The 24,456-nt window shown below is 67.9% G+C and carries 22 protein-coding genes; 10 read left to right on the forward strand and 12 right to left on the reverse strand.

Features of this window, described 5'->3' with window-relative positions; genetic code table 11:
• Positions 1-299 precede the first annotated feature (299 nt).
• From acsA to LTT66_RS32275, 5 genes are all read left to right on the forward strand, one after another.
• Positions 300-2,009 (forward strand): acetate--CoA ligase, encoded by a 1,710-nt coding sequence (gene acsA / locus LTT66_RS32255; RefSeq protein WP_233069472.1) that lies wholly within the window; start codon positions 300-302, stop codon positions 2,007-2,009.
• Between the two features lie 77 nt (positions 2,010-2,086).
• Positions 2,087-3,013, forward strand: a complete 927-nt coding sequence (gene pdhA / locus LTT66_RS32260; RefSeq protein WP_233069473.1) for a pyruvate dehydrogenase (acetyl-transferring) E1 component subunit alpha — start codon at positions 2,087-2,089, stop codon at positions 3,011-3,013.
• Positions 3,010-3,978: an alpha-ketoacid dehydrogenase subunit beta gene (locus tag LTT66_RS32265; protein WP_233062294.1), complete on the forward strand. Its 969-nt coding sequence runs from the start codon at positions 3,010-3,012 to the stop codon at positions 3,976-3,978. Before pdhA ends, LTT66_RS32265 begins: the two co-directional genes overlap by 4 nt.
• 37 nt (positions 3,979-4,015) lie before the next feature.
• Positions 4,016-5,479: a 2-oxo acid dehydrogenase subunit E2 gene (locus tag LTT66_RS32270; protein ID WP_233062295.1), complete on the forward strand. Its 1,464-nt coding sequence runs from the start codon at positions 4,016-4,018 to the stop codon at positions 5,477-5,479.
• Between the two features lie 18 nt (positions 5,480-5,497).
• Entirely contained in the window at positions 5,498-5,737 is a 240-nt protein-coding gene (locus LTT66_RS32275; protein ID WP_233062296.1) for a phosphopantetheine-binding protein, read from the forward strand.
• A gap of 40 nt (positions 5,738-5,777) precedes the next feature.
• On the opposite strand, the gene LTT66_RS32280 is transcribed toward LTT66_RS32275, so the two are convergent.
• The 5 genes from LTT66_RS32280 to LTT66_RS32300 all read right to left on the reverse strand — a co-directional run bounded on the left by LTT66_RS32280 (position 5,778) and on the right by LTT66_RS32300 (position 10,480).
• Positions 5,778-6,500: a CBS domain-containing protein gene (locus LTT66_RS32280; protein ID WP_233062297.1), complete on the reverse strand. Its 723-nt coding sequence runs from the start codon at positions 6,498-6,500 to the stop codon at positions 5,778-5,780.
• Positions 6,501-6,780: 280 nt separating this feature from the next.
• Positions 6,781-7,737, reverse strand: coding sequence for an Acg family FMN-binding oxidoreductase (locus tag LTT66_RS32285; RefSeq protein WP_233069474.1), 957 nt, complete (start codon positions 7,735-7,737; stop codon positions 6,781-6,783).
• Between the two features lie 369 nt (positions 7,738-8,106).
• Positions 8,107-8,661 carry a flavodoxin domain-containing protein gene (locus tag LTT66_RS32290; RefSeq protein ID WP_233062298.1) on the reverse strand — a complete coding sequence of 185 codons (555 nt, stop codon included), beginning with the start codon at positions 8,659-8,661 and terminating at the stop codon, positions 8,107-8,109.
• A gap of 332 nt (positions 8,662-8,993) precedes the next feature.
• Positions 8,994-9,347 (reverse strand): helix-turn-helix transcriptional regulator, encoded by a 354-nt coding sequence (locus LTT66_RS32295; protein WP_233069475.1) that lies wholly within the window; start codon positions 9,345-9,347, stop codon positions 8,994-8,996.
• Between the two features lie 158 nt (positions 9,348-9,505).
• Entirely contained in the window at positions 9,506-10,480 is a 975-nt protein-coding gene (locus LTT66_RS32300) for a TerC family protein (RefSeq protein ID WP_269821984.1), read from the reverse strand.
• Positions 10,481-11,116: 636 nt separating this feature from the next.
• Between LTT66_RS32300 and LTT66_RS32305 the strand changes: the two genes are divergently transcribed.
• Positions 11,117-11,740 (forward strand): CBS domain-containing protein, encoded by a 624-nt coding sequence (locus LTT66_RS32305; RefSeq protein ID WP_233062299.1) that lies wholly within the window; start codon positions 11,117-11,119, stop codon positions 11,738-11,740.
• Positions 11,741-11,914: 174 nt separating this feature from the next.
• On the opposite strand, the gene LTT66_RS32310 is transcribed toward LTT66_RS32305, so the two are convergent.
• From LTT66_RS32310 to LTT66_RS32325, 4 genes are all read right to left on the reverse strand, one after another.
• Positions 11,915-12,253, reverse strand: coding sequence for a hypothetical protein (locus tag LTT66_RS32310; protein WP_233062300.1), 339 nt, complete (start codon positions 12,251-12,253; stop codon positions 11,915-11,917).
• 255 nt (positions 12,254-12,508) lie between these two features.
• Positions 12,509-12,763: an arginase family protein gene (locus LTT66_RS32315; protein WP_233062301.1), complete on the reverse strand. Its 255-nt coding sequence runs from the start codon at positions 12,761-12,763 to the stop codon at positions 12,509-12,511.
• Between the two features lie 113 nt (positions 12,764-12,876).
• Entirely contained in the window at positions 12,877-13,569 is a 693-nt protein-coding gene (locus LTT66_RS32320; protein ID WP_233062302.1) for a hypothetical protein, read from the reverse strand.
• 324 nt (positions 13,570-13,893) lie between these two features.
• Entirely contained in the window at positions 13,894-14,757 is an 864-nt protein-coding gene (locus tag LTT66_RS32325) for a universal stress protein (protein ID WP_233062303.1), read from the reverse strand.
• A 511-nt stretch (positions 14,758-15,268) separates the two neighbouring features.
• Here LTT66_RS32325 and LTT66_RS32330 point away from each other — a divergent pair.
• Together LTT66_RS32330 and LTT66_RS32335 are read left to right on the forward strand one after the other, a co-directional pair.
• Positions 15,269-16,159 carry a universal stress protein gene (locus LTT66_RS32330; RefSeq protein ID WP_233062304.1) on the forward strand — a complete coding sequence of 297 codons (891 nt, stop codon included), beginning with the start codon at positions 15,269-15,271 and terminating at the stop codon, positions 16,157-16,159.
• 106 nt (positions 16,160-16,265) lie between these two features.
• Positions 16,266-17,609: a phosphoribosyltransferase family protein gene (locus LTT66_RS32335; protein ID WP_233062305.1), complete on the forward strand. Its 1,344-nt coding sequence runs from the start codon at positions 16,266-16,268 to the stop codon at positions 17,607-17,609.
• A gap of 135 nt (positions 17,610-17,744) precedes the next feature.
• Here LTT66_RS32335 and LTT66_RS32340 read toward each other — a convergent pair whose 3' ends face one another.
• Positions 17,745-18,200, reverse strand: a complete 456-nt coding sequence (locus LTT66_RS32340) for a sensor histidine kinase (protein ID WP_233062306.1) — start codon at positions 18,198-18,200, stop codon at positions 17,745-17,747.
• Between the two features lie 345 nt (positions 18,201-18,545).
• Here LTT66_RS32340 and LTT66_RS32345 point away from each other — a divergent pair, with 345 nt between their 5' ends.
• Both LTT66_RS32345 and LTT66_RS32350 read left to right on the forward strand, forming a co-directional pair.
• On the forward strand, positions 18,546-19,535 hold the full coding sequence (locus LTT66_RS32345) for an Acg family FMN-binding oxidoreductase (RefSeq protein ID WP_233062307.1): 990 nt from the start codon (positions 18,546-18,548) through the stop codon (positions 19,533-19,535).
• A gap of 89 nt (positions 19,536-19,624) precedes the next feature.
• Positions 19,625-20,521, forward strand: coding sequence for a universal stress protein (locus tag LTT66_RS32350; protein ID WP_233062308.1), 897 nt, complete (start codon positions 19,625-19,627; stop codon positions 20,519-20,521).
• Between the two features lie 83 nt (positions 20,522-20,604).
• Here the strand turns inward: LTT66_RS32350 and LTT66_RS32355 are convergent, their stop codons facing one another.
• Positions 20,605-23,334 carry a cation-translocating P-type ATPase gene (locus LTT66_RS32355; protein ID WP_233062309.1) on the reverse strand — a complete coding sequence of 910 codons (2,730 nt, stop codon included), beginning with the start codon at positions 23,332-23,334 and terminating at the stop codon, positions 20,605-20,607.
• A complete protein-coding gene (locus LTT66_RS32360) occupies positions 23,331-24,239 on the reverse strand; it encodes a DUF302 domain-containing protein (RefSeq protein WP_233062310.1) in 909 nt (302 codons plus the stop codon). Before LTT66_RS32360 ends, LTT66_RS32355 begins: the two co-directional genes overlap by 4 nt.
• Between the last annotated feature and the right edge of the window lie 217 nt (positions 24,240-24,456).

Raw genomic sequence — 24,456 nt, forward strand, 5'->3', positions numbered from 1 at the left:
CGCCCGCGGCGGCGGTGGCCCATGCGGCCGGAGCTGCCGCGGTGCCGGTCCGATCCGATCCGATCCGAGAGGACCATGGTCACCGTCGCCGGCGGCAGGCTCGTCCGGAAACGACGGAGGTCACCTGCGAGCGAGGTCTTTACGCCCTGCCGGAGTGGCGCTCATGGGTCGTTGACTGGATCGCGGAGGCCGAAATGGAAACTTTGAGCCACGACGCATCGAACTACGCGCGCACGCGGTGGAACCCGATCGAGAAGTCCCCGGAGCAACGCGTCGGTGCGAATCTGACCGACTATCGGATGTCTTGCGAAGCGTTCGATTGGACGGCGGCGCGCTCCTCGCTGGCCGGGCTACCCGGCGGGGGAGTGAACATCGCCTACGAAGCCGTGGACCGGCATCTGGGCACGCCTCTCGCCGAAGTCACCGCACTGCGGGCTTTGCGCTCGACCGGCGAATGCTCCACCTTGACCTACGCCGAGTTGGCCGCGCTGAGCAATCGGTTCGCGGGCGTGCTGCACGGATTGGACGTACGCCCCGGTGAGCGCGTGTGCGTCCTGCTGGGTCGCACACCGGAGCTGTACGTCGCCGCGCTGGGCGCGTGGAAAGCCGGATGCGTGGTCTCGCCGTTGTTTTCCGCGTTCGGGCCGGAGCCGGTGCGGCAGCGCTTGGCGATCTCGCAGGCCACCACGCTCGTCACCACAAGGGAACTCTACCGGCGTCGGGTGGCGCCGATCCGCGGTGAGCTGCCGGATCTGCGGCATGTCCTCGTGACCGACGCTGATCCCGAAGGCGAACTCGAAGGCGGCGCGATCGACTTGGCGCTGGCAATGGTCGCCGCCGATACCGAATTCCCCATCGTGCGAACCCAGGCCGACGATCCGGCACTGCTGCATTTCACCAGCGGGACGACGGGAAAACCCAAGGGCGCGGTTCATGTGCACGAGGCGGTCCTCGCCCACCAGATCACCGCGCACTACGCGCTGGATCTGCGCCCCGGTGACGTGTTCTGGTGCACGGCGGACCCGGGATGGGTGACCGGCATGTCCTACGGGGTGATCGCGCCACTGAGCCTGGGCGCCACCGTGATCACCGACGAGGCGGAATTCGACGCGCTGCGCTGGTACGAGGTCCTGACAGCGGAGAAGGTCTCCGTATGGTACACCGCGCCGACCGCGTTGCGCATGTTGATGCGCCGCGGCGACGAACTCCCACCTGGCACCGATCTGTCGCATCTGCGATTCGTGTCGAGCGTGGGCGAACCACTCAACCCTGAGGTCGTCATCTGGGGCCAGGAGGTTCTCGGCAAGCCGGTCCACGACAACTGGTGGCAGACCGAGACCGGAGCGATCATGATCGCGAACTTCGCCGCCGAACAGGTGCGGCCCGGTTCGATGGGACGGCCGCTGCCCGGCATCGAAGCCACGATCCTGCGACGCGGACCCGACGGCCGGGCGGAGATGGCCGACGGCGAGGTCCGGCACGCCGAAACCGGCGAGATCGGTGAACTCGCGTTGCGTGCGGGCTGGCCGTCGATGTTCCGCGACTACTGGGGACAACCCGAGAGATACGCGCGCTCCTTCGCCGCGGGCTGGTATCTGTCCGGTGATCTCGCCCGGCGCGACACCGACGGCTACTACTGGTTTGTCGGACGCGCCGACGACGTGATCAAGTCGGCCGGGCATCTGGTCGGACCGTTCGAGGTGGAAAGCGCGCTGATGGCCCACCCGGCGGTGGCGGAGGCGGGAGTGATCGGCAAGCCGGACCCGGTCGCGGGGGAGTTGGTGAAGGCGTTCGTTCTGCTGCGACCGCAGTACGCCGCCTCCGAATCGCTGCGGGCCGAGCTGCTCGCCTTCGGCCGCAAGGCCCTCGGCGCGGTGGCACCCAAGCAGATCACCTTCGCCGAGAGCCTGCCACACACCCGCAGCGGGAAAGTGATGCGACGGCTGTTGAAGGCTCGGGAGCAAGGATTGCCCGAAGGCGACGTGTCGACATTGGAGGTCGGGCAGTGACCACAGTCGACCTGCCGGAACGAGTGGGCGATCGGCTGCCGCTCGCTGCCGTGGAACGGATCGAATTACTGCGGCAGATGATCCGTATCCGGCGATTCGAGGAGCGCTGCGTGCAGCTCTACAGCGCCGAGAAGATCCGCGGGTTCCTGCACCTGTACGTCGGTGAGGAAGCCGTCGCGGCCGGGCTGCTGCGCCAGATCGGCCCCGAGGACGCCGTGGTGTCCACCTACCGGGAACACGGGCACGCACTCGCTCGCGGCATCCCGATGGCGGCGCTCATGTCGGAGATGTTCGGACGTGCCTCGGGTTGCAGTGGCGGTCGCGGTGGTTCTATGCACCTGTTCGATGCCGGACGCCGCTTTTTCGGCGGCAACGCGATCGTCGGCGGCGGGTTGCCGCTGGCGGTCGGGCTGGCGTTGGCCGACGCCATGCACGATCGGCCCGCGGTGACAGTGTGCTTGTTCGGTGACGGCGCCGCGGCCGAGGGCGAGTTCCACGAATGCCTGAACCTGGCCGCACTGTGGCGACTACCGGTCCTGTTCGCGTGTGAGAACAACCGATACGCGATGGGAACCGCGCTGCACCGCGAACACGCGGTCACCGATCTGGCGTTGCGCGCCTCCAGCTATGGTTTGGCGGCTTGGCCGGTCGACGGCATGGACCCCGAGGCTGTCGCTGCGGCCACCCAGCGGGCGGTGGAATCCATTCGCGGCGGCAGCGGCCCCTGCTTCCTCGAGCTGCGGACCTACCGCTTCCGTGCGCACTCGCTCTACGACGCCGACCGCTACCGGGACAAAGCCGAGATCGAACAGTGGAAGACCCGCGACCCGATACCCCACCTGTCGGCCGAGTTGCGGGCATCGGGATCACTCGACGAGCAATCCCTGTCCGCCCTTCAGGCCGAGGTCGACGCCGAACTCGACGACGCGATCGCACAGGCCGAGGCGGGACCGCTGGAGGACGTCGCCAATCTGAGCCGTCATGTCTACGCGGAGCGACCATGATCACCTACCGCGAGGCGATGCGCGAAGCACTGCGAGAAGCGCTGGATCGCGACGATCGCGTCTTCCTGATGGGCGAGGACGTCGGCGCCTACGGAGGCTGCTTCGGGGTCAGCCGCGGCCTGCTCGAGGAATACGGGCCACGCCGGATCCGGGACACCCCGTTGAGCGAATCGGCGTTCGTCGGTGCGGGCATCGGTGCGGCGCTGGGCGGTATGCGGCCGATCGTCGAGATCATGACCGGCAACTTCAGCCTGCTCGCGTTGGATCAGATCCTCAACAACGCCGCGACGTTGCGGCACATGTCGGGTGGTCAGCTGGGCGTGCCCCTGGTGATCCGGATGGCGACGGGCGCGGGCCGCCAGCTGGCTGCGCAGCATTCACACAGCCTGGAAGCCTTCTACGCGCACATTCCCGGACTGCGCGTGGTTTCGCCCGCCACCGTGGCGGATGCGCGTGGCATGCTGTGGACCGCGTTGCAGGACCCGGATCCGGTCGTGATCTTCGAACCGATCGCGCTCTACAACAGCGAGGGGGAGATGGCAACGGACGACGACCCGGTGGACATCGACCGCGCGACGGTCCGGCGGGCGGGCACCGACGTCACCATAGTCGCCTTCGGCGCGACGCTGCCGACGGCGGAATCGGCCGCCGAGTCGCTCGCCGCCGAAGGAATCTCCGCCGAGGTGATCGATCTGCGCAGTCTGCGCCCGCTGGACGAGACCACGGTGCTCGAGTCGGTGGCACACACGCACCGCCTGGTGATCGTCGACGAGTGCTGGCGCAGTGTCGGCATAGCGGCGGAGATCGCCGCTCGCGCGGCCGAACACGCCTATTACGACCTCGACGCACCGATCGGCCGGGTCTGCACCGCCGAGGTGCCGATTCCCTATGCGCGGCAGCTGGAGGAAGCAGCGCTGCCGAGTGCGGAGGCGGTCATCGACGCGGTACGTGAGGCGGCGAGCTGAGGTGGTCGAGTTCCGGATGCCTTCACTCGGAGCCGACATGACGGAGGGCACGTTGCTGCACTGGCTCGTGCATCCCGGTGATGTCGTGCACAAGGGAGACGTGGTCGCCGAGGTCGATACCACGAAAGCGGCGATCGAGGTCGAATGCTTCGACGACGGCGTCCTGGGGACGATCCTGGTGCCGGAAGGAAAGACAGTGCCGGTGGGCACGCCGCTGGCGACGATCGAACCGGCGTCGGACCGCGCCGTCGTAGTGGGAGACGCCCGAGCGGCGCCGGACGGGCGCCCACCGTCTTCGTCGGAACCGGCGGAATCCGTTCGCGGCGAATCCCTTCCCGGTCCGGACGGCGCGACGGAGATCGCTCATCATGCGACGCCGCTGATCCGCAGACTGGCTCAGGAGGCGGGCATCGACCTGGCGACTCTGCATGGGTCGGGCCCGGGTGGGCGAATCGTGCGTTCGGACGTGGAGGAAGCCATCTCCGCTGGTGCGCGCACTGCGCCGCGACCCGGAATCGTCACCTCCGGTCCGCAGGAGCAGGTAGGGCACGATGAGCGACGGCAGGCTCGGGGAGAGTCGGGAACTCCCGAGAGAGTCCGGCCCCTACCACCAACCGCTGTGGCACGCGCTTCCGGCTACGCGCGCCGGCTGGCGCGCGAATCGGGAGTCGATCTGCGGGACATCTCGGGGACCGGCCCGGACCGCGCGGTGCGCGCCCGTGATGTGCGAACCGCAGGGGCCGTTCCCGAAGCCGTCCCGACGGCGGCGGCGGAGTCCGCACCCGAGCAGCCTGCCGGTGCGACAGATGTGATCGGCGCCGAATCCCTGCCGCACGACCCCGTCGCGGTGCGCAAGGTCATCGCGGCGGCCATGACGCGGTCGAAGCGGACTGTGCCGCACTACTACTTGTCCAGCACCATCGACATGGATGCAGCGATGCGCTGGCTGGAAGAGACGAACCGCCGCGTGCCGGTCAGCGCACGCATCCTCTCGTCCGCTCTGGTGCTGTGTGCTTCTGCACGGGCAGCGCGAACTGTGCCCGACCTGAACGGACACTGGCTGGACGACGAGTTCCGTCCAGCTTCGGCGGTGCATCTCGGTGTCGTGGTGTCACTGCGTGGCGGCGGCATCATGGTGCCCACCATCCCGGACGCCCACACGCTCGCTCCGCCGGCCATGATGGACGCCCTACGCGGCGCTGTCGGCCGAGCTCGCACCGCTCGGCTGCGTTCCGCGGATGCCGTCCCGGCGACCATCACAGTGACGAATCTCGGTGAGCTGGGGGTGGACTCGGTCTTCGGCGTGATCGCCGCGCCGCAGGTGGCGATAGTCGGTTTCGGCGCCGTCACGGCACGTCCCTGCGCGGTGCGCGGCTTGCTGGGCGTCCGTCCCCAGCTCACCGCCACCCTCTCGGCGGATCATCGCGCCAGCGACGGCGCTGTCGGGGCCCGCTTTCTCAACACTGTCGCCGAGCTTCTTCAGCAGCCAGAGGAGATGTGAACCGTAATGCCCCCAATTATGTCCCGTGAGCAGGCGGATGACTCCGTGCGGGCAGCGCTGCGCGGATTCGCCACCGAAGCCGACATCTCCGCCCTAGGGCAGGACGACCCCTTGCGCAGCACCCTGGAACTCGACTCGATCGACTTCCTCACCTTCGTCGAACGGCTCTCCGCCGCCGGCGGCCGGATCGAGGAGAGTGACTACCCACGACTATCGACGATCCGTTCCTGCGTCGACTTCCTCACCGACACTCGCTAGATGCCTGTTCCCGCCGCTGCGCACACGACGAGGCTTTCGTTCAACGGTCCGGCAGGATCCGGGCGTCATCGATCACATCGACGTAATCAACACCGTCGACGGTGCGGGCCAGAGCGGCGACAACCTGCTGCTCACGGGAATCGGCGAAGATGCCGCGAACGGTGACCGCCCCGTCGGCGACATCTATCGCCCACTGCCGGCGGCTGCCGGCGTAGTCGTCGAGCAGTGCGCGGATCTTCGCGTCGATGGCCGCGTCGTCGCTGAGCAGAACTCGCAGCAGGTCACGCCTCGACACGATCCCGACCAGCAGTCCGGCTTCCACGACCGGCATCGAGCGAAGCCGCCCGGTGAGCATGCGAGAGGCGATCGTCGCGGTGGAGGTGGTCGGTGTGACCACCTCCACCGGAGTCGACATCACCGCTTCCACCGTCTCGTTCGGTATGCCGGAACCTGCTGCCAGAGCGTCCGATTCGGACAGCATTCCGACCACGCGGCCTTGTTCGTCGATGACAGGTAGTGCGGCGAAGCCGTGTGCGGTCAGCAGCGCGGTGGCCTCCGACAACGGTGTCCCCGGCCGTGCCGTCACGACGGGCCTGCTCAGGACGTCACGTGCACGCATAGGTATCACCTCGTAGCTGCGGTGTTCGGAGCCGTGCCCGCGCGCGGACGCGCGATCGCGGTAGGCGGGGACACAGCGGTGTGTCGTCTCGGGGTGTTCGGCCGGGCGGCGGTCGGTCTCGGCACCGCCCCATACATCCAGCATGGCTCGGCTTCCTCGGTTGCGTGGAGAGGCGTCTGCCCTGCCCGCCTGGGACCAATGTCCTCAGTCCGGGGCAGGGGCCGAGGTCTTCCGAGGGATCCGAAGACACCGGTCGGGCGGGGCGTGTACGACCACCGGGAGGCTGCTTCCGCAGATAGGTCACCGGATCCCGATGCGCGCCGGCTGCCGAGATCCAGTACGGCGGCGACGTCCGGGGCAAGGCCCTCGGTCAGCGTGTCGGGATCGTCGCCGTATGAAGTGACCCTACGTTCGCATGCGGGGTTCAGCTGGCCCCGGTGACGGTGAAGATGTCGGTGATCGGTCGTCGCGGGGTCGGGGGGATCAGGTCCGTGTCGTCGGGCGCGGTCCCGACGCGGATCAGGACTTGCGGTGTCGCCGGGCGGGGGACCAGGCCGCCGAGTAGTCTGCGGGTGGTCGGTAGTTCGGTGATGTGGGTCAGCGCGCAGGTGGCCAGCCCGGCCGCGGTGCATTCGAGTAGCACAGCCGACAGTGCCTCGCCCGTGTGCAGCCATTGGCCGACCGAGTCGCCTTCGGTGCCGAGCACCATCAGTGCGGCGTGATCGTCGAGCCGGGCGCGTCGCATCGTATGCGGAGCCGGCGGGAACGCGCGGGCGACGCCGACCCGGGCGTTCTCGGCATCGGATACCAGCGCGGAGGCGGGTACACCTTCTGGAGACTCCGAATGTCCTGCCCACCATTCCAATTCGGTCTGATACAGCAAATCGTGGCGGCGCAGAGTTTCAACCTCCTGGGAGGCGGTGGCAAGCCGAGGGCGGACGTGGGCGTCGAGGACGTCCAGTTCCACCTCGTGCGGGGAGGTGAGCATCCGCAGGCAGGGCAGGATGCCGAGGAAGCCGTCGGGTTCGTTCATGGGCAGTCGGTCGGTGCGGCGCCGAACGATGGCCGCGGCTCGGGAGTGGATGCCTTCGGGCGGGTCGGGCCAAGGGCGGAATTCGATCACCGCGAGATGGTCGGGTCGTTGCCGGTCGGGCACGCGTGTGGTGTCGGTGTGCCAGCCCTGGTCCGCGAAAGCGGTGCGCAGGTGGTGCAGCACGGCTCCGCAGCTGATGACCAGTTGGCGGCCCTGTGGATCGGTGGAGGGCAGCACCCGGTCGGCGTCGGTGTAGAGGTGCAGGCGGGTGCCGTCGAACACCCAGCGCCATGGCTGGGTATTGTGCACCGAAGGCGCCCGAGTGGCCAGCCGCAGCGCCGCGAGCATCACCCGGCGATCAGGTACCGAGATGGCGGGTGCTTTGCTGTCATACCTAGATCTTCCCGGTGCGTCACGCTGCGGATACGGGCATGCGTCCGCGGCGCAGGGCCTTTTGTCATCTCGGATGGCCGACAGGTCCCACTGCCACCGCACGTGGCCCCTGGTCGGCGGGCATCAGCCGCGCGGATTCGGACCACCCCCGCAGCACCGAGTCCTTCGCCGGACTGCACTCTGTGTACCGGCCGCCGACAACTGAGAGGACGCCGTCCTCGCCGTTCACCGCAAGCTCGATCAGAAGTGGGCAGAACCCGTATGTGCGAACTTCGGCGTCGGTGGTTCGTCAAGAGAGAGGGCTGTGGGTGGCGAGTGCGTCTCTCACGAAGTGATGGTGGTGGATCGGGCCGGTGGCAGCCGAAGACTGCGGGCGATGGTGTCGGTCCAGGAGCGAACTGTCGCCCAGTCGCGCAGGTCACCGTAGCGGCCTTTGCCGAGCAGGCGGTAGAGGATACGGGTTCGCAGTGAGATGCCGTCGCTGTCGTACCGTCCGGCGAAGGCCCGGTAGTCGTGCGCATTGATCGAGTCGCGCAGGGCGGCGATCTTCTTCGGGACGATCCGGCCGAGGCGGCGGCCGATGGGGCCACGCAGTGCCGGGGCGAGTCCGACGCTGAAGAGCCATACGTCCTTCTTCGCCAACTCGTCGTGGTGGGCGTGTGCGTAGTCGGTGAGGGGAGGCAGGAGTCTCATGTTGTGGACTGCGCTGCCGAGTACGAGGGTGTCGAAGTTGGATAGCTCGGGCGCGTGTTCGATATCGGCGAGTTGGACGATCGTGTCGCGTCCCGATAGTTCGGCGCTGATGAATTCGGCGATGTCGCGGGTGGATCCCTGTTCGGTCGCGTAGACGACAGCGATTCGGTGTTTGTCCTTATCCATGCGAGGAATCTTGCTCGGGTGCGCCGGGGTCGGTGAGAGGACTCCTGCCCGCGGCGAGGGGACCATAGTCACCGTCGGCGGCGCAGCAGCCAGCGCCGGATCTCGTCGGCGCCGAGGGCCGCGCAGAAGTCCCTCGACCGCGCCGCCATCGGCGCCGAGCGAGGCACACTACCTGGACCGGCGTGTCGACTGCGCGTTCGATTCGATTCTTCTCGCGCCGATCCCAGCGCAGTACCGTTCACTATGCGCCGAGCTGCAACACACGAACTTCGACGCTGTTCTGCGGCTTCTCCCGGAATCGCGGTGCGGGCCTGTGTCGCTGTGGGCGCGGGTCAGCGTAGGGCGGTGATGAGTTCGTCGATGGTGTGGCTGGATTCGAGGGGGTGGCGTAGGCGGCCGTGGCCATGGACGGTGTAGGTGTTGCGGCGGCCGTTCTTTTCGCGGGTGAGGTAGCCGTCGGCGACGAGGTCGGCGACCACGACCTGCACGGCGCGTTCGGTGATGCCGACGGCCGCGGCGAGTTCGCGCATGGTGAGGTCGCCGTCGCGGGACAGGCACAGCAGGACGTGGGCGTGGTTGGTGAGGAAGGTCCAGCTGCGCGCCGGTGTCTGCTGCTGAGCGGTGGCGGGGCGGCCGGTGGGCGTGTCGGCGGTGTCGCGGGCGGGCATACCCGCACGATAGACCATTGTCATTTCCGGTATCTACCTTCGGGTGTTGGAGTGTTGTCCCGCATGCCGTCAGCCGCGTGGCGCGGGGGCCCTGACGCAGCTGACGGCCGGGAGGGTGGTTGGTGGTTACCGGGTGGGTCGATGGGGCCTGGTGGCGGAACTGGTGTGTGTGTCGCTCACCTCTTGGTGGTGGGGGTGTCGGCCTCGGCCGGGTCCGTGTGAGTGCCGGTGGCGTGGGCGGCTGGGGCGCGAGTGCGGGTCCAGCTGGCGGTGATGGCGATGGTGAGGATGGCGATGACCACGGCCAGCGACAGTGTGGTGGGGATTTTGTAGATCTCGAGCAGCAGCATCTTGATGCCGACCCAGACCAGTACGACGGCGAGGCCGAGTTTGAGGTAGATGAAGCGGTGCATCAGGTCGGCGAGCATGAAATACATCGCGCGCAGGCCCAGGATGGCGAAGGCGTTGGAGGTGAACACCAGGAACGGTTCGCCGGTGACGGCGAAGATAGCGGGGATGGAGTCCACGGCGAAGATGATGTCGGTGGTCTCGACCAGTACCAGCACCGCCAGCAACGGGGTGGCCAGCCAGCGGCCGTGTTCTCTGACCCAGAACTTCTGCCCGCGGTAGCCGGCGGTCATCGGCACCAGTCGCCGGAACCCGCGCAGGACCACCGATTTGTCGGGGTCGATGGTGTCGTCGCGGTGACGGGCCATCTTGATGCCGGTAGCGACGAGGAACGCGCCGAAGACGTAGAGGATCCAGGCGAAGCTGGCGATGAGGATGGAGCCGGCGGCGATGAAGATCCCGCGGAAGACCAGCGCGCCGAGCACGCCGTAGAACAGCACCCGGTGCTGGTATTCCCGCGGGACGGCGAAGTAGCTGAAGATGACGGCGAAGACGAACACATTGTCCACGGCCAGGGATTTCTCGATGACGTATCCGGCGTAGTACTGAGCGGCGAATTCCCCGCCCCATCGCCACCAGATCAGCGCGCCGAAGCCGAGGGCCAAGCCAACCCAGACCGCCGACCAGGCCGCGGCTTCGCGTACGCCCACGATGTGGGCTTTGCGGTGGGCGAACAGGTCCACCGCCAGCATGATCAGGATGACGGCCAGCACTGCCGGCCACATCCACAACGGAACCGACACGATCGGGTCCTTTCTTTCCGGGAGCGCGGCGGTCACACCGCGCGGAAACGGTGAGTGAGTTGGGCTCGGGCCGACGCGGCGGCGGGTTCGGGGCTCGGCCAGTGGCCGTTGCCCGCGCCGGGCCGCGGGGCCATGGTTGGTCACTGGTCAAGGGGACCTCCCAGCGGCTGGGCACCACCTCGACCGGTCGATGGCTGTGACGCAGGACAGCTTTGGCGATGCTGCCGAGCGGCATCTCCCCGGGCTGCGGAGCACCCGTGCGATCCCACGACCGTCGCAGCGTCGCGGTCGCTCGCGGCGGTGATCAGCGCGTCGGCGACCGCACGAGCGTGGAAGCGGTGCACGCGTCCGATGCCGAGCCGCACGAGGCGCCTCTGCATTGATTGCCGCACTCGCCCCCGGCGCGCCGTCCCAGACCACCGCCGCACGCACCGCCATGCGAGACCTCCCTGCACTAGTTGGGTTCCGCGGCCTGGTCGGTCGACTCGACACGCACCGAAGCATTGGCCGCGATTCCCTATCTATATTTCACGAAATAAATTTCTCCTGTCAAGTTTGACGAATTATTTTTCGCTAGTTATGCTTCTTATGTCGGTATCGGCCGGCGATCGTTGCGAACAAGTGGAGGAGGATGCGATGCGAGTACACGACGTGATGGTCCGGCCGGTGGTGACGGTCAACGAGGACACCCCGGTGCGGGTGGCGGCGGTGACGCTGAGCGAGCGCGGGTTCGCGGCGTTACCGGTGCTCGATCGCGAACAGCGGCTGGCCGGGGTGCTCACCAGCGGTGACATCCTGCGTGCGGGCGAACCCGATGGCGATGTCACGGTGCGGGAAGTAATGACCACCCCTGCCCTGGCCGCTGCGGCCTACCAGGATCTGGCCGAGGTGGTGCGGATGCTGCTGGGCCACGGGGTCCGCTCGGTGCCGGTGGTCGACGCCGAGGGGCGCGTCCACGGCATGTTCAGCCGCGGCGACGCGCTGCGGATCATGCTGCGCCCGGACGAGGCGATCACCGTCAGCGCCCAGGCCCGCCTCGACGACTACACCCGATCCCGCCGCTGGCGCGCGGTCGCCCGCGACGGCACCGTGCACCTGACCGGAGTCTTCGCCGACGACTCCGAACGCCGCATCGCCACCGCTCTGGCACGCACCGTGCCCGGCGTCCGCGATGTCACCCTCACCGCCGACCACCCCGCCACCAGCTCGCCGCCGACCGAGGCGGCGGCTGCGTCTGCCACCACACGGAGGTCGCGATGACCACCACCCAGACCCGCCCCCACCGCGCCGACCCGCACCAGCCCTGGTGCCGCCCAAACCCGACACCGTATCGCCGTGTCCTGGTGCCCGCACCCTGGTGATCGCGGTCGATGTCACCGACCCGATCCCGGCCCGCGCGCTGCCGTGCGCGGCCGCCCTTGTATCCAGTCCTGGTCAGCGAACCGTACGGTGATTCCTGCCCACCTGGGCGGCAGGGTGCACGGCCGACGGCGGCTGGAGCCGCGCCAGCTGATCAGAGCTCGGCGACCAAGCCCGCCGCGGCTTCGATGGCCGCCGCGAATACGCGGCGTCACCGCTGCCCGGCGGAAGCGGCACATTGATCGCGTAGCCGAATCCGTCGCCGGCGCCACGCTCCTCCCGATAACCGGACTCCGGCGGGAAACAGAGGTGCTGGTGGATCGAGATGGTCAGCACCGTTGGATCCTCGTACCGGATGTCCTGGGTGCCGTTGCCGTGGTGAACGTCCCAGTCGACCACGGCGATGCGACGCACACCGAGAACGTCTTTCGCGTAGGCGGCGGCGACGGAGACGTTGTTGAATGCAGAAGCCCATGCCGGTTGTACGGGTCGCGTGGTGCCCCCGGGGGATTGACCAGCGCGTAACCATTGTCGACCGTCCCGTCGAGCACTCGCTGGACGAGCGCGATCGCACCGCCCGCCGAAAGCGCGGCGATCTCGTATCCGCCCCTGCCGAAGGACGAGACACCGTCGCCGGCGTCTCCGCCCTTCGGTTGCAAGCTCTCGGCCTTAGATCCGCTCCAGATGTTGCGCCGTGTGTACTCGCAGTATGTCGGCCTCGGTGGCGGGCACCGCTTCGATCGGACGCAACTTCTCCAACAGGCCTGACACCGCGACCAGTTCGTGGAATCGTCGTTCGGTATCGGGGTGCGCGAGATGGTGGCCGATCGGCTGGAGACCGACCGTGACGTCGGACGGGAACAGGCTTCCGCTGCCCGTGTCGGCCCACCCGTAGAGGGTGTTCCACACGTATCCAGTTGTCATGGTGACTCCTAGCAGTCGGCGGACCGCCACACCGTCCGCTCGTTCCGATCTTGGTCTCGAGGGTGACCGCGCCCATTACGGGCACAGCAGCGACCACTCCGCAACCGGAGCCGTCACCGCGATTCCAGCTCTCCCGTACCGGGTTGATCGCGCTCATCACGGTTTTCGCGCCGGCCGGGATCGGCGGCGCTGCCGCGCTCGTGATCGCCGAGGCGGCGGCGCAGGTTGGCGAACTGCCGCGCTTGCATGATGAGGTGAGCGGGTTGACCGACGAGGAAGTCGGTGACCGCCATCAATGGGCGGGGCGCATCCCGCCCGATGGTGCGCACCACCAGGCGAGTGCGTCCGCCGGGTAGCTCGGTGAGATGGAAGCCCCACACGCCTTGGGTGAACACCCGGGGGAGCGGACCATGAGGGTCGAAAGGACGGCCGGTGGGCAACGCGAGATCACTCCGCAGCACCAAGGTCGTCGGACGATCGGCGATCGCCACCGTGAAATACATTCTGCCGTCGACTGTCGCATTCACACGGTCGCCCACGCGTAAGTTCTGCCATTCCGGCACAATTCGCGTCGAGCTGGGCCGCCCGCCATTGTCCAGCCGGTCCCAGCTGTACCAGCCGGCCCGGTCAACGCCCATCTGAACCAGCCAGGACCAAACGGCGTCCGGGGGCGCTTCCAGGGTTGTAGCCATGGTCGAGCAGCCAGTCGGTGCCGGCACCAGTGTGTCACCGGGGTATCCGGCTGCCGCCTCCGCGGGGGTGGCGCCCCAGCGCAGCATCCGGTGCCGCAGCACCAACGCGGCCACCGTGGCCAGTAGTACAACGGTCGATCGCATATTCCTGCCTCCCGTCGTGGATTCGTTCGAATGCTCAGCTCAGCGGCCAGGGGCCAGGCCCCAGACCGTTCTCACCCGCCGTGATTCGTGCCATCGGTCGACGCCAACGGTGGCCGACGGCATGGTCGCGGACGCCTTCCATCGGACAACGGCGTCTCCTTGCGCTTCGGCCACCCGAAAGTCTCATCCCGCGGCCGACCCGCCGTGCGCCGATGCCCGTCATCAGGCGCGACTGTCGCTGTCATCCTGGGCCCATACCGCTGTTCAGCCCGACCAGCCCCGCGGCGTGCGTGGTCAACTCGCCGACCTCGCGATGATCACCGGCACCTCCGCCGCGTGCAGGACCGCCTGACCTACCGAACCGAGCGTCATTCCGGCGAAACCGCCGCGCCCATGACTGCCGACGACGATGAGTTGGGCGTTCTGGCCCACTTCGAGTAACCGCTCGGCGGGGCGGTCCTCGACCACGATGCGCCGCACTGGAACCTCCGGGTACCTCTCTCCGTATCCGGCCAGGCTTCGGGACAGCAGTTCCTCGCCTTCCTCTTGCATGTCGGCGGGTGAACTGAAGCGCAGGAAACCCGACCACGTGTGCACCGTGATCAGTTCGGCGCCGCGGAACGCAGCCTGGTCGAAGGCGACCTCGACGGCATGCACACTGCTCGGTGAGCCGTCGACTCCGACGACAACCGGGCCGTCGGACGAGGCGGCGGTTTCCGGGATGACGGCGACCGGACACGCGGCGTGCCGAGCCAGAGCCGTGCTGACCGAACCCAGCAGCCCGCGGCTGACGGCACCGAGCCCGTGAGTGCCGACGACGAGCAGACGCGCGGTCTCGGAACGATCCCGCAGGACCGGGATCGGGGGAGCGTCCACCAATTCGGTGCTCACGTCGAGTTGGCCGATCGGCGCGGCAACGGAGACAGCGGCCGCCCTGGCCGCATCCAGGGCGTCGTGCACACTCTGCCAGTAACTGTCGAAGTCGAACCGCCCTAGTTCGATACCCGATCCGAAGTCACCCAAGACTCCGATCGCGTAGACGAGGTGTAGTGGCACATGGTGGTGAGCGGCGTCGAGGGCGGCCCAGCGCAAGGCCGCGAGCGCGACCGAGGAGCCGTCGACGCCGACGACGATAGGCGGATCGCTGATAGTGGACATCAGTCTGCACTCCTTCCTGCATCTGGCAGGTACCTATTGCCGATCGACGAGCGGCGCACGACACCGGTCAGTGTGGGCTGCCGAGCTGGGCGACCACGACGGTTGCGTGATCTGCTCTTATGCCGCTGCCTGGCTCGCTGCGCAGCACTGTGCGCAGCAATGCCGCGGCATCCCAGTGCCGATCTTCTCGGCGACGGCGTCGAGCCGTTCGCGCGCGGTGCGCAGTATCGCTGTCGGTGAAGCGCTATTCGGGGACATGGCATCAGCGTCGTCCCGTCGGCCGCGGTCGACTAGGGTCCGATGGCCCTGGCCGTGAACCGCCGATCGCCCTCGGTGTGGGGTTGCGGGCGGCCGCCGCGAACCGCCTATCGGCCTCGCACTGCGCCGAGAAGGACCTTTGCCTGCGACCAATGGCCCTACCGGCGGGTCTCGGCCGGTTGCGACCATGAGTCCCACCGCCGCCGCAGATCGGCAGAACTATGTAGGACAGTCTCGTTTCTCAGGTGAAACCATGACGGAGAACACGCCACCACCCCGTGGGCACATCGATCGGCCGAACGTCGTCGCCGTGGACGGCTCGGCCGTCTCCCTCTACGCCGCGGCGTGGGCGGCGGCGGATGCGGCGTTGTACCGGCGCAGACTGTGTATCGTCACCTCGGTTCGGACCGGCTTCGGCGCGAGAGTTCTCTCGGCCGACACCGACGCATCGCGCAGCCGGAACGGCGAACAAGTGCTCGGCGAGGCCTGCGAGGTAGCCCGAAAGGCTGCGCGCGACGAGACACTGCCTATGGAAACCTCACTCATCGCCGATCCGATCGTTCCGTATCTGATCGACCGCTCGAGATGGTCGGGGATGGTCGTCGTCGGCAGCCGTGGTCTCGGGACGTTCGGTCGTGGGTTGCTCGGATCGGTGAGCACAGCGGTGACCAGGCACGCGCGCTGTCCGGTCGCGATCCTCCGTTCGGCTCCGGCAACGGATGCGGTCTCCGCGGGCAAGCCGGTCCTTGTCGGAGTGGACGGAACGCCCAATTGCATACCGGCGATACGACTGGCGTTCGAAGAAGCCTCGCGACGCGAAGTCGAGTTGATCGCGTTGCACGCGTGGAGCGATACGCGCGGGGCCAATCTTATTCCGACCTGGGATGCTGTGCGAGAGTGGGAGATCGCGCTACTTGCGCAGAACCTGGCCGGGTTCGGCGAGCGATACCCGGAGGTGCCGGTGCGGCGAGTATTGACGCGCGACAGTCCTGTTCGCTGTCTGGCCGACGAAGCGCGGGACGCGCAACTGCTCGTGGTGGGCAGCCGTGGCCGTAGAGGCGTGACCGGTGCGCTGCCCTGGTCCACCACTTCCGCACTCGTCGATGCAGTGCAGTGCCCCGTCATCGTCGCGCGTCAGCGCTGAGGTCGTGGTACGCGGACTTTCAGGACCAACGGCTCTTCGCCCGGCGACGATCGGATCTGCCGTCACGAGGGCAGGAAGGCAACGCTGGACTCGAGAGGAGGCGGCGATGCTTTTCGATGATCGCTATGACGCCGGGCGTCGCCTGGCGAAACGACTGGAGTACCTGCGGGACGAGGATGTCGTCGTCGTGGGCCTGCCGCGTGGCGGTGTTCCCGTGGCCTACGAGGTCGCGCGGGGGCTGGACGCACCGCTGGATGTGATCGTGGTCCGGAAACTCGGTGTCCCGTACCAGCCGGAGCTCGCTTTCGGCGCGATCGGCGAGGACGGCGTCCAAGTGATCAACGACGTGGTCCTCGGCTACACAAGGCTCACCCGCGAGGAGATCGCTGAGGTGGAGCATCGTGAACGCGCCGAACTGAGACAGCGGACCGAGCGGCTGCGGCGTGCTCATCCGCGTATCCCGCTGTTGGGTCGAACTGTGGTCGTCATCGATGACGGCATCGCCACCGGCGCGACGGCTCGCGCAGCGTGCCAAGTGGCGTGGGAACAAGGCGCACAGCGCGTTGTGCTGGCCGTCCCGGTGGCTCCCCGTGACATGGTGGCGATATTGCAGGATGTGGCCGACGAGGTGGTCTGTCTGGAGATGCCCACGTGGTTCGGCGCGGTCGGCGGCTGGTACCACAATTTCGGCCAAGTGGCCGACGCCGAGGTCGAGCTGCTTCTTCGTTCTGCGGAAACCCGCGGCGAACTTCCCCGAATGCCCGTGGACGATCCACCGCTCTGTGATGAGGAGGTTCAGATCCCGCTCGGTGGGAGGCAGCTCTGCGGGCATCTCACCATCCCGGAGGACCCACTCGGGCTGGTGGTGTTCGCGCACGGCAGCGGCAGCAGCCGTCGCAGCCCGCGCAACCGCTTCGTTGCCGAGGTGCTGAACCGAGCCGGGCTGGGCACCTTGGTCTTCGACCTGCTCACTCCCGAGGAGGAGATCGACCGGTCACGAGTCTTCGATATCGAGCTACTGTCGCGGCGACTGCTCGATGCCACCCGATGGCTGACCGGTCGACCCGACGTCGCCGGGCTGCGGATCGGGTACTTCGGGGCCAGTACGGGCGCCGCCGCTGCGCTACGGGCCGCGGCCGATCCCAGCGTCGACATCGCCGCGGTGGTGTCGCGTGGCGGCCGGCCGGACCTCGCCGGGGCGCAACTCGCGGCGGTTCGAGCGCCGACGCTGCTGATCGTGGGTGGGCACGACCATCTGGTGCTGGAGCTCAATCGCCTGGCGGCGCAAGAGATGTCATGCGAAACCGCGCTGACTGTGGTGCCTGGCGCCACGCACTTGTTCGCCGAGCCGGGGGCGTTGGAGAAGGTCGCCGAACTCGCCCGCGATTGGCTGGTCGCTCAGCTGGCGCCCGCGCCGGGGGTCGAGAACCGGACGGAAACTCGATCTTGATCTCGATTCGTGTTGCTGGCTGGCGGCGCCGACCCTGGTCGCGGCTGTCGATGACCTGTGCGGTATCGCGGCCACCGACTCGGCTGGGCAGTCGGGGTACGCCGTCCGGCGCACATCCGCCGGGCGGCGATCGGTTCAACGCAGCGGCACCTTCCAGCGCAGCCGGGTGCCGGGTTCTCCTTCTGGGCTGTCATCTGATGTGACAACAAACGTCCCGGTCGTTTGTTCGGCACGCTGGGCGAGATTCGTGAGGCCGCTCGGTGCGACCTCGCCGGGAATGCCGCACCCGTCGTCCTCGACGACGATGGTCAAGTCGTCGTCCACAGTGATCTCGACCGAGACCGATTCCCGCATGGACCGTTGGGCGTCGGCCAACCGCATCGCCAGTGCGGCCTGGTCGGTGAAGGCCGAGGTCAGTTTCAAGATCTCGTTGTCGTAGGGCGCCGACTCCACGCTGCGCAGCGCGATCAGGACACCGACGGTGGCGTCGGATGTCTGCATGGGCAGGACCAGTGCGGGTCCGGCGTCGGGGTCCGGCACGACCGCGAGGAAGGTGCGCTCGGAGCCGGTGAGCCGGCAGGTGTGAGCCACCAGGTGCGCCAGAATCTGATCGGAGTCGGTGCCGACCGGCCTTCAGCGTGCTGAGGGTCGGTGGTCAGCGGGGGCCGATCGTGGCCAGAGGGCCCGGTGTTCGGTGACCTTCGGCCGTCACGGATGCCTGTCGGTTCGCGCGATGCTGAAGTCGGAAACAAGCGTGCACCAGTTGAAAGGTGATTAATGGCCGTGGCCGGACTCCAAGGCAGAAGCGCGGTCGTCACCGGCGGTGCACGCGGCATCGGCGCCGCCGTCGTGTCCGCCTTCGATTGATACACCCTGGTGGCGCCACCGCCGGTCAGGTCCTGGGCCTGCCGGACTGATCCCGCTGAGAGGCGCATCATGCCGAAGACACATCCCGACACCGAGACCCTTCGAGCCGTGCTGGCGCTGGCGGTGCGAGCGCCGTCGGTGCACAACAGCCAGCCGTGGCTGTGGCGGATCGGGCGCGAGACCGTGCATCTGTATGCCGACGAGAGCCGAAGGCTTCCGCACACCGACCCGGATGGTCGCGACTTGCTGCTGAGTTGTGGTGCGGTGCTGCATCATCTGCGGGTCGCGGCCCGTGCGGAGGGATGGGAGACGACGATCCACCGACTGCCGGACCCGGCCGCACCCGAGCATCTCGCGTCCGTCGAGTTCCATTCCACCGCATTCACAGCCGAGGATGTCGAGTTGGCACGCGCGATCGGCAGGCGCGGCACCGACCGTCGCCGGTTCAGTTCCTGGGAGGTGCCGGCCGCTCACATCGAGGCCATCGTGGCGGCCGGAGAGGCGACAGGAGTGCTCGTGCGTGATGTCGACGCCGAACCGGCGCGGACCCGTTTGCTGCGAGCGTTCGAGCAGGCGGCGTGGGAGCATGCCCGTGACCTCGCCTACGGCGCCGAACTCGCGCAGTGGAGCGGCAGGCACGCGGCATCGCAGGGGGTCCCGGCGCGTAACGCGGTGTTGACCGATACCGATCCGACGGTGCGTCCGTTCTCGAATCCGGGATTGCCGGAAGCGGTGGTGCGTGATGTCGACGCCGCGGACCGAATGATGCTGTTGAGCACCAGCAGTGACGACCGACTGTCCCGGCTGCGGGCCGGTGAGGCCGCGAGCGCCGTGCTGTTGACCGCCACGACCCTCGGTTTGGCCACGTGTCCGCTGACCGAGCCGATGGAATTGACCGACACCAGGAAACGCATCCGCTCCAACGTCTTGGACGATACCGGCTATCCGCAGATCGTCATCCGTATCGGATACGCGATCCCGAGTGCCGATCCGGTCCCGGCCACTCCGCGCCGCCCACTCGACGAAGTGGTACGACCGCTGGATCCCTCGGCTTCGTGAAAGGCGCTCGCGCGGTGGCCGAACGGCGCCGGACGAGCCGATCGATCGGCAAGAACTAGGAAACCCGATTCGGTACCGAGGAGAACGCGATGACCGAGAACTCGACCGCACGCACTGGGCAGACCGATCTGATCGTGGTCGCCGTCGACGGATCCGCAACGTCATACCACGCGGCGGCATGGGCGGCGGCCGACGCCGCGTTGCATCGGTGCCGGCTGCATATAGTCACCTCCGTCGCCATTCAGCCCGGGTACGGTCCCGGTGCCATGCTGACCGAATCCGATGTGCAGTGGCTGCGCAAGGACGGGGAACGGGTGCTGACCGAGGCCGCTCGGCTGGCCAGGGCGGCCGCGGCGGGCGAGGCGTTGACCATCAGCACCGAGTTGACTCTCGAGCCGATCATCCCGGACCTGCTGAACAGGTCCAGGCACGCCAGAATGCTGGTTGTCGGCAGCCGCGGGCTCGGAGCGGTGCGCCGTGAACTGCTCGGCTCGGTGAGTACGGCGGTCACCCGCCACGCGCACTGCCCGGTCGCGGTCCTACGCCCGGGTTCGGCGCCCGATGTCGTCTCCTTCGACAAACCGGTTCTCGTCGGGGTGGACGGCACCGCCACCAGCCTGCCCGCGATCGAAGTCGCCTTCGAGGAAGCCTCGCGGCGCAAGGTCGGTCTGATCGCGTTGCACGCGTGGAGCGATGCCAGCGGCATCGACCTCGTGCCCGGATGGGATGCCGTGCGAGAGCGAGAGGACGCGTTGCTCGCGGAGAATCTGGCGGGATTCGGTGAACGCTACCCGGATGTCTCGGTGCGGCGCGTACTGGTGCGGGACCGGCCGGTTCGCTCGCTGCTCGATCAGTCCGAAGACGTCCAGCTGCTGGTGGTGGGCAGCCACGGCCGCGGTGGGTTCACCGGCATGCTGCTCGGTTCTACCAGTGCGGCGCTGCTGCATTCGGTGGAGTGTCCGATCATCGTCGTGCGGAACCGGTGAGCGCGTCCAGATCGGCGAACCATGCAGTTCTTGGCGGGCGGCGGCCTCGCGCCGTCCGCAGTGGCGTTCGACTGGAACGACGGTCATGCGGATGCCGCGCGGCGGCGCACCAGCCAGCGCCGTAATTCATCAGCGCCCCACACGATGAACGGGTACGGCAGTGTGAACGCGAGCATGGCGGGCGTCAGCGCGGCTGTCCCGAGCAGGTTCTGCATCACCGGGGCGTAGATGATGATCGCGGCGAGGGCGAGTTCGAAGGCGATACCCCACAACAGCAAGGGATTGGACAGGACGCCGATCGAGCGGAGTGAGGCACGGTCGGTTCGTGCGGCGAACGCGGTGCCGATCTGGCCGGCGACCATACCGAAGAAGGTCATTGTGGTCGCCTGCTGGTAGGTATGGTGCAGCGGCGTACCGGGCCCGGTGGGGTCGCCCAGGTGCCAGCCACCGTGCAGCAGCACGAAGAAGAACCCTGCCATGGCCAGGACCGCGGCGATCACTCCGAGGAACAGCCAGGCTCGCAGCAGCATGGGCGTGCGGATCACCGACTCGCTGCGTTTGCGGGGCGGCCTTTGCATCAGACCGGGCTCGGCCGCTTCCCGCCCGAGCGCCAATGCGGGCAGCGTCTCGGTGCCGACGTCGAAGGCCAGCAGCTGCATCACGGTCAGCGGCAGTGGAACCGCTCCGCCGGAGAGTGCGAACACCAGCAGCGGTGTCACCTCCGGTGTGGTGTGAGCGAAGATGTAGCAGATGAATTTCCGGATGTTGTCGTAGACCTTTCTACCGGCCTGGATGGCCGCGGTGATGGTGGCGAAGTTGTCGTCGGTGAGCACCATGGTGGCGGCCTCACGGGCCACGTCGGTGCCCGAGCGGCCCATCGCGACACCGATGTCGGCGCGCCGTAGGGCTGGTGCGTCGTTGACGCCGTCGCCGGTCATAGCGACGACGTGGCCTGCGGCACGTAGCGCGTCGGCGATACGCAGCTTGGCCTCGGGCGAGGTACGGGCGAAGATGAGTTCGGTCGGTCCAGCAAGCAATTCGTCCAGTTCGGCCTCGCTCATCCGCTCCAATTCCGCTCCGCTGATCACAGTTGGCGTACCGCGGGTTATCCCGATCTGGTCGGCGACGGCTGCCGCGGTCAGCCCGTGATCACCGGTGATGACGATGATGCGGATACCCGCGCCGTGGCACAGCTGCACCGCCTCGGCGACCTCCGGCCGTGGCGGGTCCTCCATCGCTACCAAGCCGAGCAGGACCAGATCCCTTTCGGCTTGCTCCCGGTTCTGCGGTGCTGCGCAACCAGCGAGGTCGCGCGCGGCGACAGCCAGCATCCGCAGACCTCGGCGGGCGCGGGCGTCGACGAGTTCGGTGAGCTGCTCGCGGCGGTGCGGATGCAGAGGGCGGATGCCTCCCTCGGCGCCGAGTTCGGCGGTGCACAGTGGCAGCAGGGATTCCGGCGCTCCTTTGGTGTGCACGTGCAGCCGACCGGTCTCGTCGGCATCGAGAGTCGACATCCGTTTGCGTACCGGGTCGAAGTGGAACAGGCGCTGCCGGAGTCGTTCCCGCTCCTCGGCGCGGACCTGCTGCCCGAGGACCGAGGCCGCGTCGAGCAGCGCCAGCTCGGTGGGGTCCCCGCCGGCGGGCCCGGTGTCGTCGGCGAGACGAGCGTTGTTGCAGGCGGCGATCGCTTCCGCGACACGGGCCAGGGTGAGATCTCGCTTTCCGGGTGCGGCATCAGGGTCGTGCGTTCCGGTGGTGGTGTCGATCGTGACGACCCGCATGCGGTTCTCGGTGAGGGTGCCGGTCTTGTCGGTACAGATCACATCGGTGGAGCCGAGGGTCTCCACGGCGCTGAGGCGTTTGACCACGGCGCCGCGGCGCGCCAGCTCCCGAACCCCGATCGCCAGCGCCAGTGTGATCACCGGCAGCAGCCCTTCTGGAACATTGCTCACCAGCAGAGCGATCGCGAAGATCACGGAGTTGATCGGGGACAGCCCGGCCCCGAGCATCGCGAGCGGGATGAACGCCGCCGCGAGCAGAACGGAGATCAACGCGATCAACCAGGCCACGCGGCGCACCTGATGTTCGAGGGGACTCTCGTCTCGCTCGACACGTTCCGACAGCGCGGCGATGCGGCCGAGTTCGGTGTGCATTCCGGTGGCGAAGACGATCGCGCGTGCTTCGCCTTCGGTGCAGGAGGTGCCGCTGAAGACCAGTTCGCGTGCCTGCGCCAGCGGCACCCCGGCATCGACAGCGTCGGCGCTGCGGTAGACCGGCATCGATTCCCCGGTCAGTTCCGACAGATCCACCTCGATGCCGCCGGTGAGCAGGCGCGCGTCCGCGCAGATGCGGTCGCCTTCGGCGATGACAAGGACATCTCCTGGCACGACACCGGTCGCCTCGACCTCGGTGACCTGGCCGTCGCGCACGACTTGCGCTCGTATCGGCAGGTAGGCGGCCAGTGCCTCCACAGCCTGCTCGGCGTGCCGTTCCTGGGCGAACGCGAACGCCGCGTTGATGACGATGACGATGACGATGGCGATCGCGACCGGGACGATGCCGACCATCCCAGCGAGACCGGCCGCGGCCCACAGCAACAGCGCCAACGGGTGGGTGAGCTGACGAGCCAGATCCCGTCGCCAGCTCCGTTGGCCCCGCCGCCGCAGCATGTTCGGTCCGTAGTGGACAAGGCGCCGTTCGGCCTCGCGAGCGGTGAGTCCGGAGCGGCTGCCGCGTAGATCGCGTAGCAGCAGATCGATCCGTTCGGTGGGATCGATCCGCAGGCCCGATTCGGCCTCGGCCAGGCCGGTCACGTGGATGCCGGCGCCGCGTCTCGCAGGCTGTCCAAGGCGGCGAGGAGCCGCCGCCGTACATCACCGGCTACCGGGGGTAGCTCCGATCCGGCCATGACGTGAGGCGGTACATCGGGATCGATCGCCTCGACCACGGTGCCGTCGTCGACCGAGCGCACCACCACACGGCACGATGTCACCAAACCGGCCTGCCGGTCGGAGGTCAGCGCGCGGAAGGTCAGCCGAGGATCGCATGCGTCCACAACCAGGTAGTTCTCGATGTGCTCGCCGATGGTCTCGCGCAGTGTGGCCTGCATGTCCACTTCGGCGGTCACGATGAGCCCGTGGTGTCGCAGCGCCTCCCTGGTGCGTTCGACGGCGAGTTCGAACGGCGCGTCGAGGTTGGCCGCGATGGTCGGGGCGGGAGCGACCGGCAATCGGATCTCGGTCAGCAGTCGCCGGGCATCCGAGACCTCGTCCGGGCCGATCAGATACGCCTCGGTGGGTGGACCGATCGGCTGATATCCCGCGTCACGCAACCACTGCCGTAGCGCCCGATACGCCACGCCGAGGTCGCGATAGCTACCGCGGTGGCTGGTGCGGGCGACCAGGGTGCCGGGCATGAGGACTACCTGGGCGCCGGAGCTGGGGCCGAGGTTGGGCGCAGGCTCCACCGGAACGCCGAATTCCACCACGATCGCCTCATCGATCGGCAGATCCTCGCGGAACGTGATCGTCGGCGCGCCGCTGGCGGTCAATCCCGCATTCTGCACGATCCGGGTCACCTCCCGCATTCCCTCGGAGATGTCCTCGCCGAGCAGATTCGAGTTCGGTCGGATCTCGCGGGGCACTCGCAGCACTACCTCCGGCGCCGACTCGATCAGGGCCACCCGGTAGTCCATCGCAGCCTCCTCGGTTCGCGTCATGCGATGAGCGTGCGCTCTGCGGCCTGCCGCCGCACAGGGGCGAAAGTCCTGCTCTGGGGGTCCAACCGCCATCGGACGCCGGAAACGACGGAGGTCACCACAAGGGAAGGTCTTTACGCCCTGCCGGGGAAGCAGGCACCCGGTCGAAACGTCCACCACCTCGCTGTCGTGCACACTGTCGCCGGTGCGGGCCGGCAGCGGCGATGACCCGTTGTTC

This window comes from Nocardia gipuzkoensis, assembly GCF_021183645.1.
Taxonomy (GTDB): domain Bacteria; phylum Actinomycetota; class Actinomycetes; order Mycobacteriales; family Mycobacteriaceae; genus Nocardia; species Nocardia abscessus.

What these genes read in the sequence shown, in the direction of transcription:
- LTT66_RS32325 (WP_233062303.1), bottom strand. Translation starts at nt 14,757, where the DNA reads ATGTCCACTATCAGCGATCCGCCTATCGTCGTCGGCGTCGACGGCTCC.
- acsA (WP_233069472.1), top strand. Translation starts at nt 300, where the DNA reads ATGTCTTGCGAAGCGTTCGATTGGACGGCGGCGCGCTCCTCGCTGGCC.
- LTT66_RS32290 (WP_233062298.1), bottom strand. Translation starts at nt 8,661, where the DNA reads ATGGATAAGGACAAACACCGAATCGCTGTCGTCTACGCGACCGAACAG.
- LTT66_RS32345 (WP_233062307.1), top strand. Translation starts at nt 18,546, where the DNA reads ATGCCGAAGACACATCCCGACACCGAGACCCTTCGAGCCGTGCTGGCG.
- LTT66_RS32265 (WP_233062294.1), top strand. Translation starts at nt 3,010, where the DNA reads ATGATCACCTACCGCGAGGCGATGCGCGAAGCACTGCGAGAAGCGCTG.
- LTT66_RS32280 (WP_233062297.1), bottom strand. Translation starts at nt 6,500, where the DNA reads ATGCTGGATGTATGGGGCGGTGCCGAGACCGACCGCCGCCCGGCCGAA.
- LTT66_RS32285 (WP_233069474.1), bottom strand. Translation starts at nt 7,737, where the DNA reads ATGCTCGCGGCGCTGCGGCTGGCCACTCGGGCGCCTTCGGTGCACAAT.
- LTT66_RS32350 (WP_233062308.1), top strand. Translation starts at nt 19,625, where the DNA reads ATGACCGAGAACTCGACCGCACGCACTGGGCAGACCGATCTGATCGTG.
- pdhA (WP_233069473.1), top strand. Translation starts at nt 2,087, where the DNA reads ATGATCCGTATCCGGCGATTCGAGGAGCGCTGCGTGCAGCTCTACAGC.
- LTT66_RS32335 (WP_233062305.1), top strand. Translation starts at nt 16,266, where the DNA reads ATGCTTTTCGATGATCGCTATGACGCCGGGCGTCGCCTGGCGAAACGA.
- LTT66_RS32330 (WP_233062304.1), top strand. Translation starts at nt 15,269, where the DNA reads ATGACGGAGAACACGCCACCACCCCGTGGGCACATCGATCGGCCGAAC.
- LTT66_RS32295 (WP_233069475.1), bottom strand. Translation starts at nt 9,347, where the DNA reads ATGGTCTATCGTGCGGGTATGCCCGCCCGCGACACCGCCGACACGCCC.
- LTT66_RS32270 (WP_233062295.1), top strand. Translation starts at nt 4,016, where the DNA reads ATGACGGAGGGCACGTTGCTGCACTGGCTCGTGCATCCCGGTGATGTC.
- LTT66_RS32315 (WP_233062301.1), bottom strand. Translation starts at nt 12,763, where the DNA reads ATGACAACTGGATACGTGTGGAACACCCTCTACGGGTGGGCCGACACG.
- LTT66_RS32275 (WP_233062296.1), top strand. Translation starts at nt 5,498, where the DNA reads ATGTCCCGTGAGCAGGCGGATGACTCCGTGCGGGCAGCGCTGCGCGGA.
- LTT66_RS32305 (WP_233062299.1), top strand. Translation starts at nt 11,117, where the DNA reads ATGCGAGTACACGACGTGATGGTCCGGCCGGTGGTGACGGTCAACGAG.
- LTT66_RS32360 (WP_233062310.1), bottom strand. Translation starts at nt 24,239, where the DNA reads ATGACGCGAACCGAGGAGGCTGCGATGGACTACCGGGTGGCCCTGATC.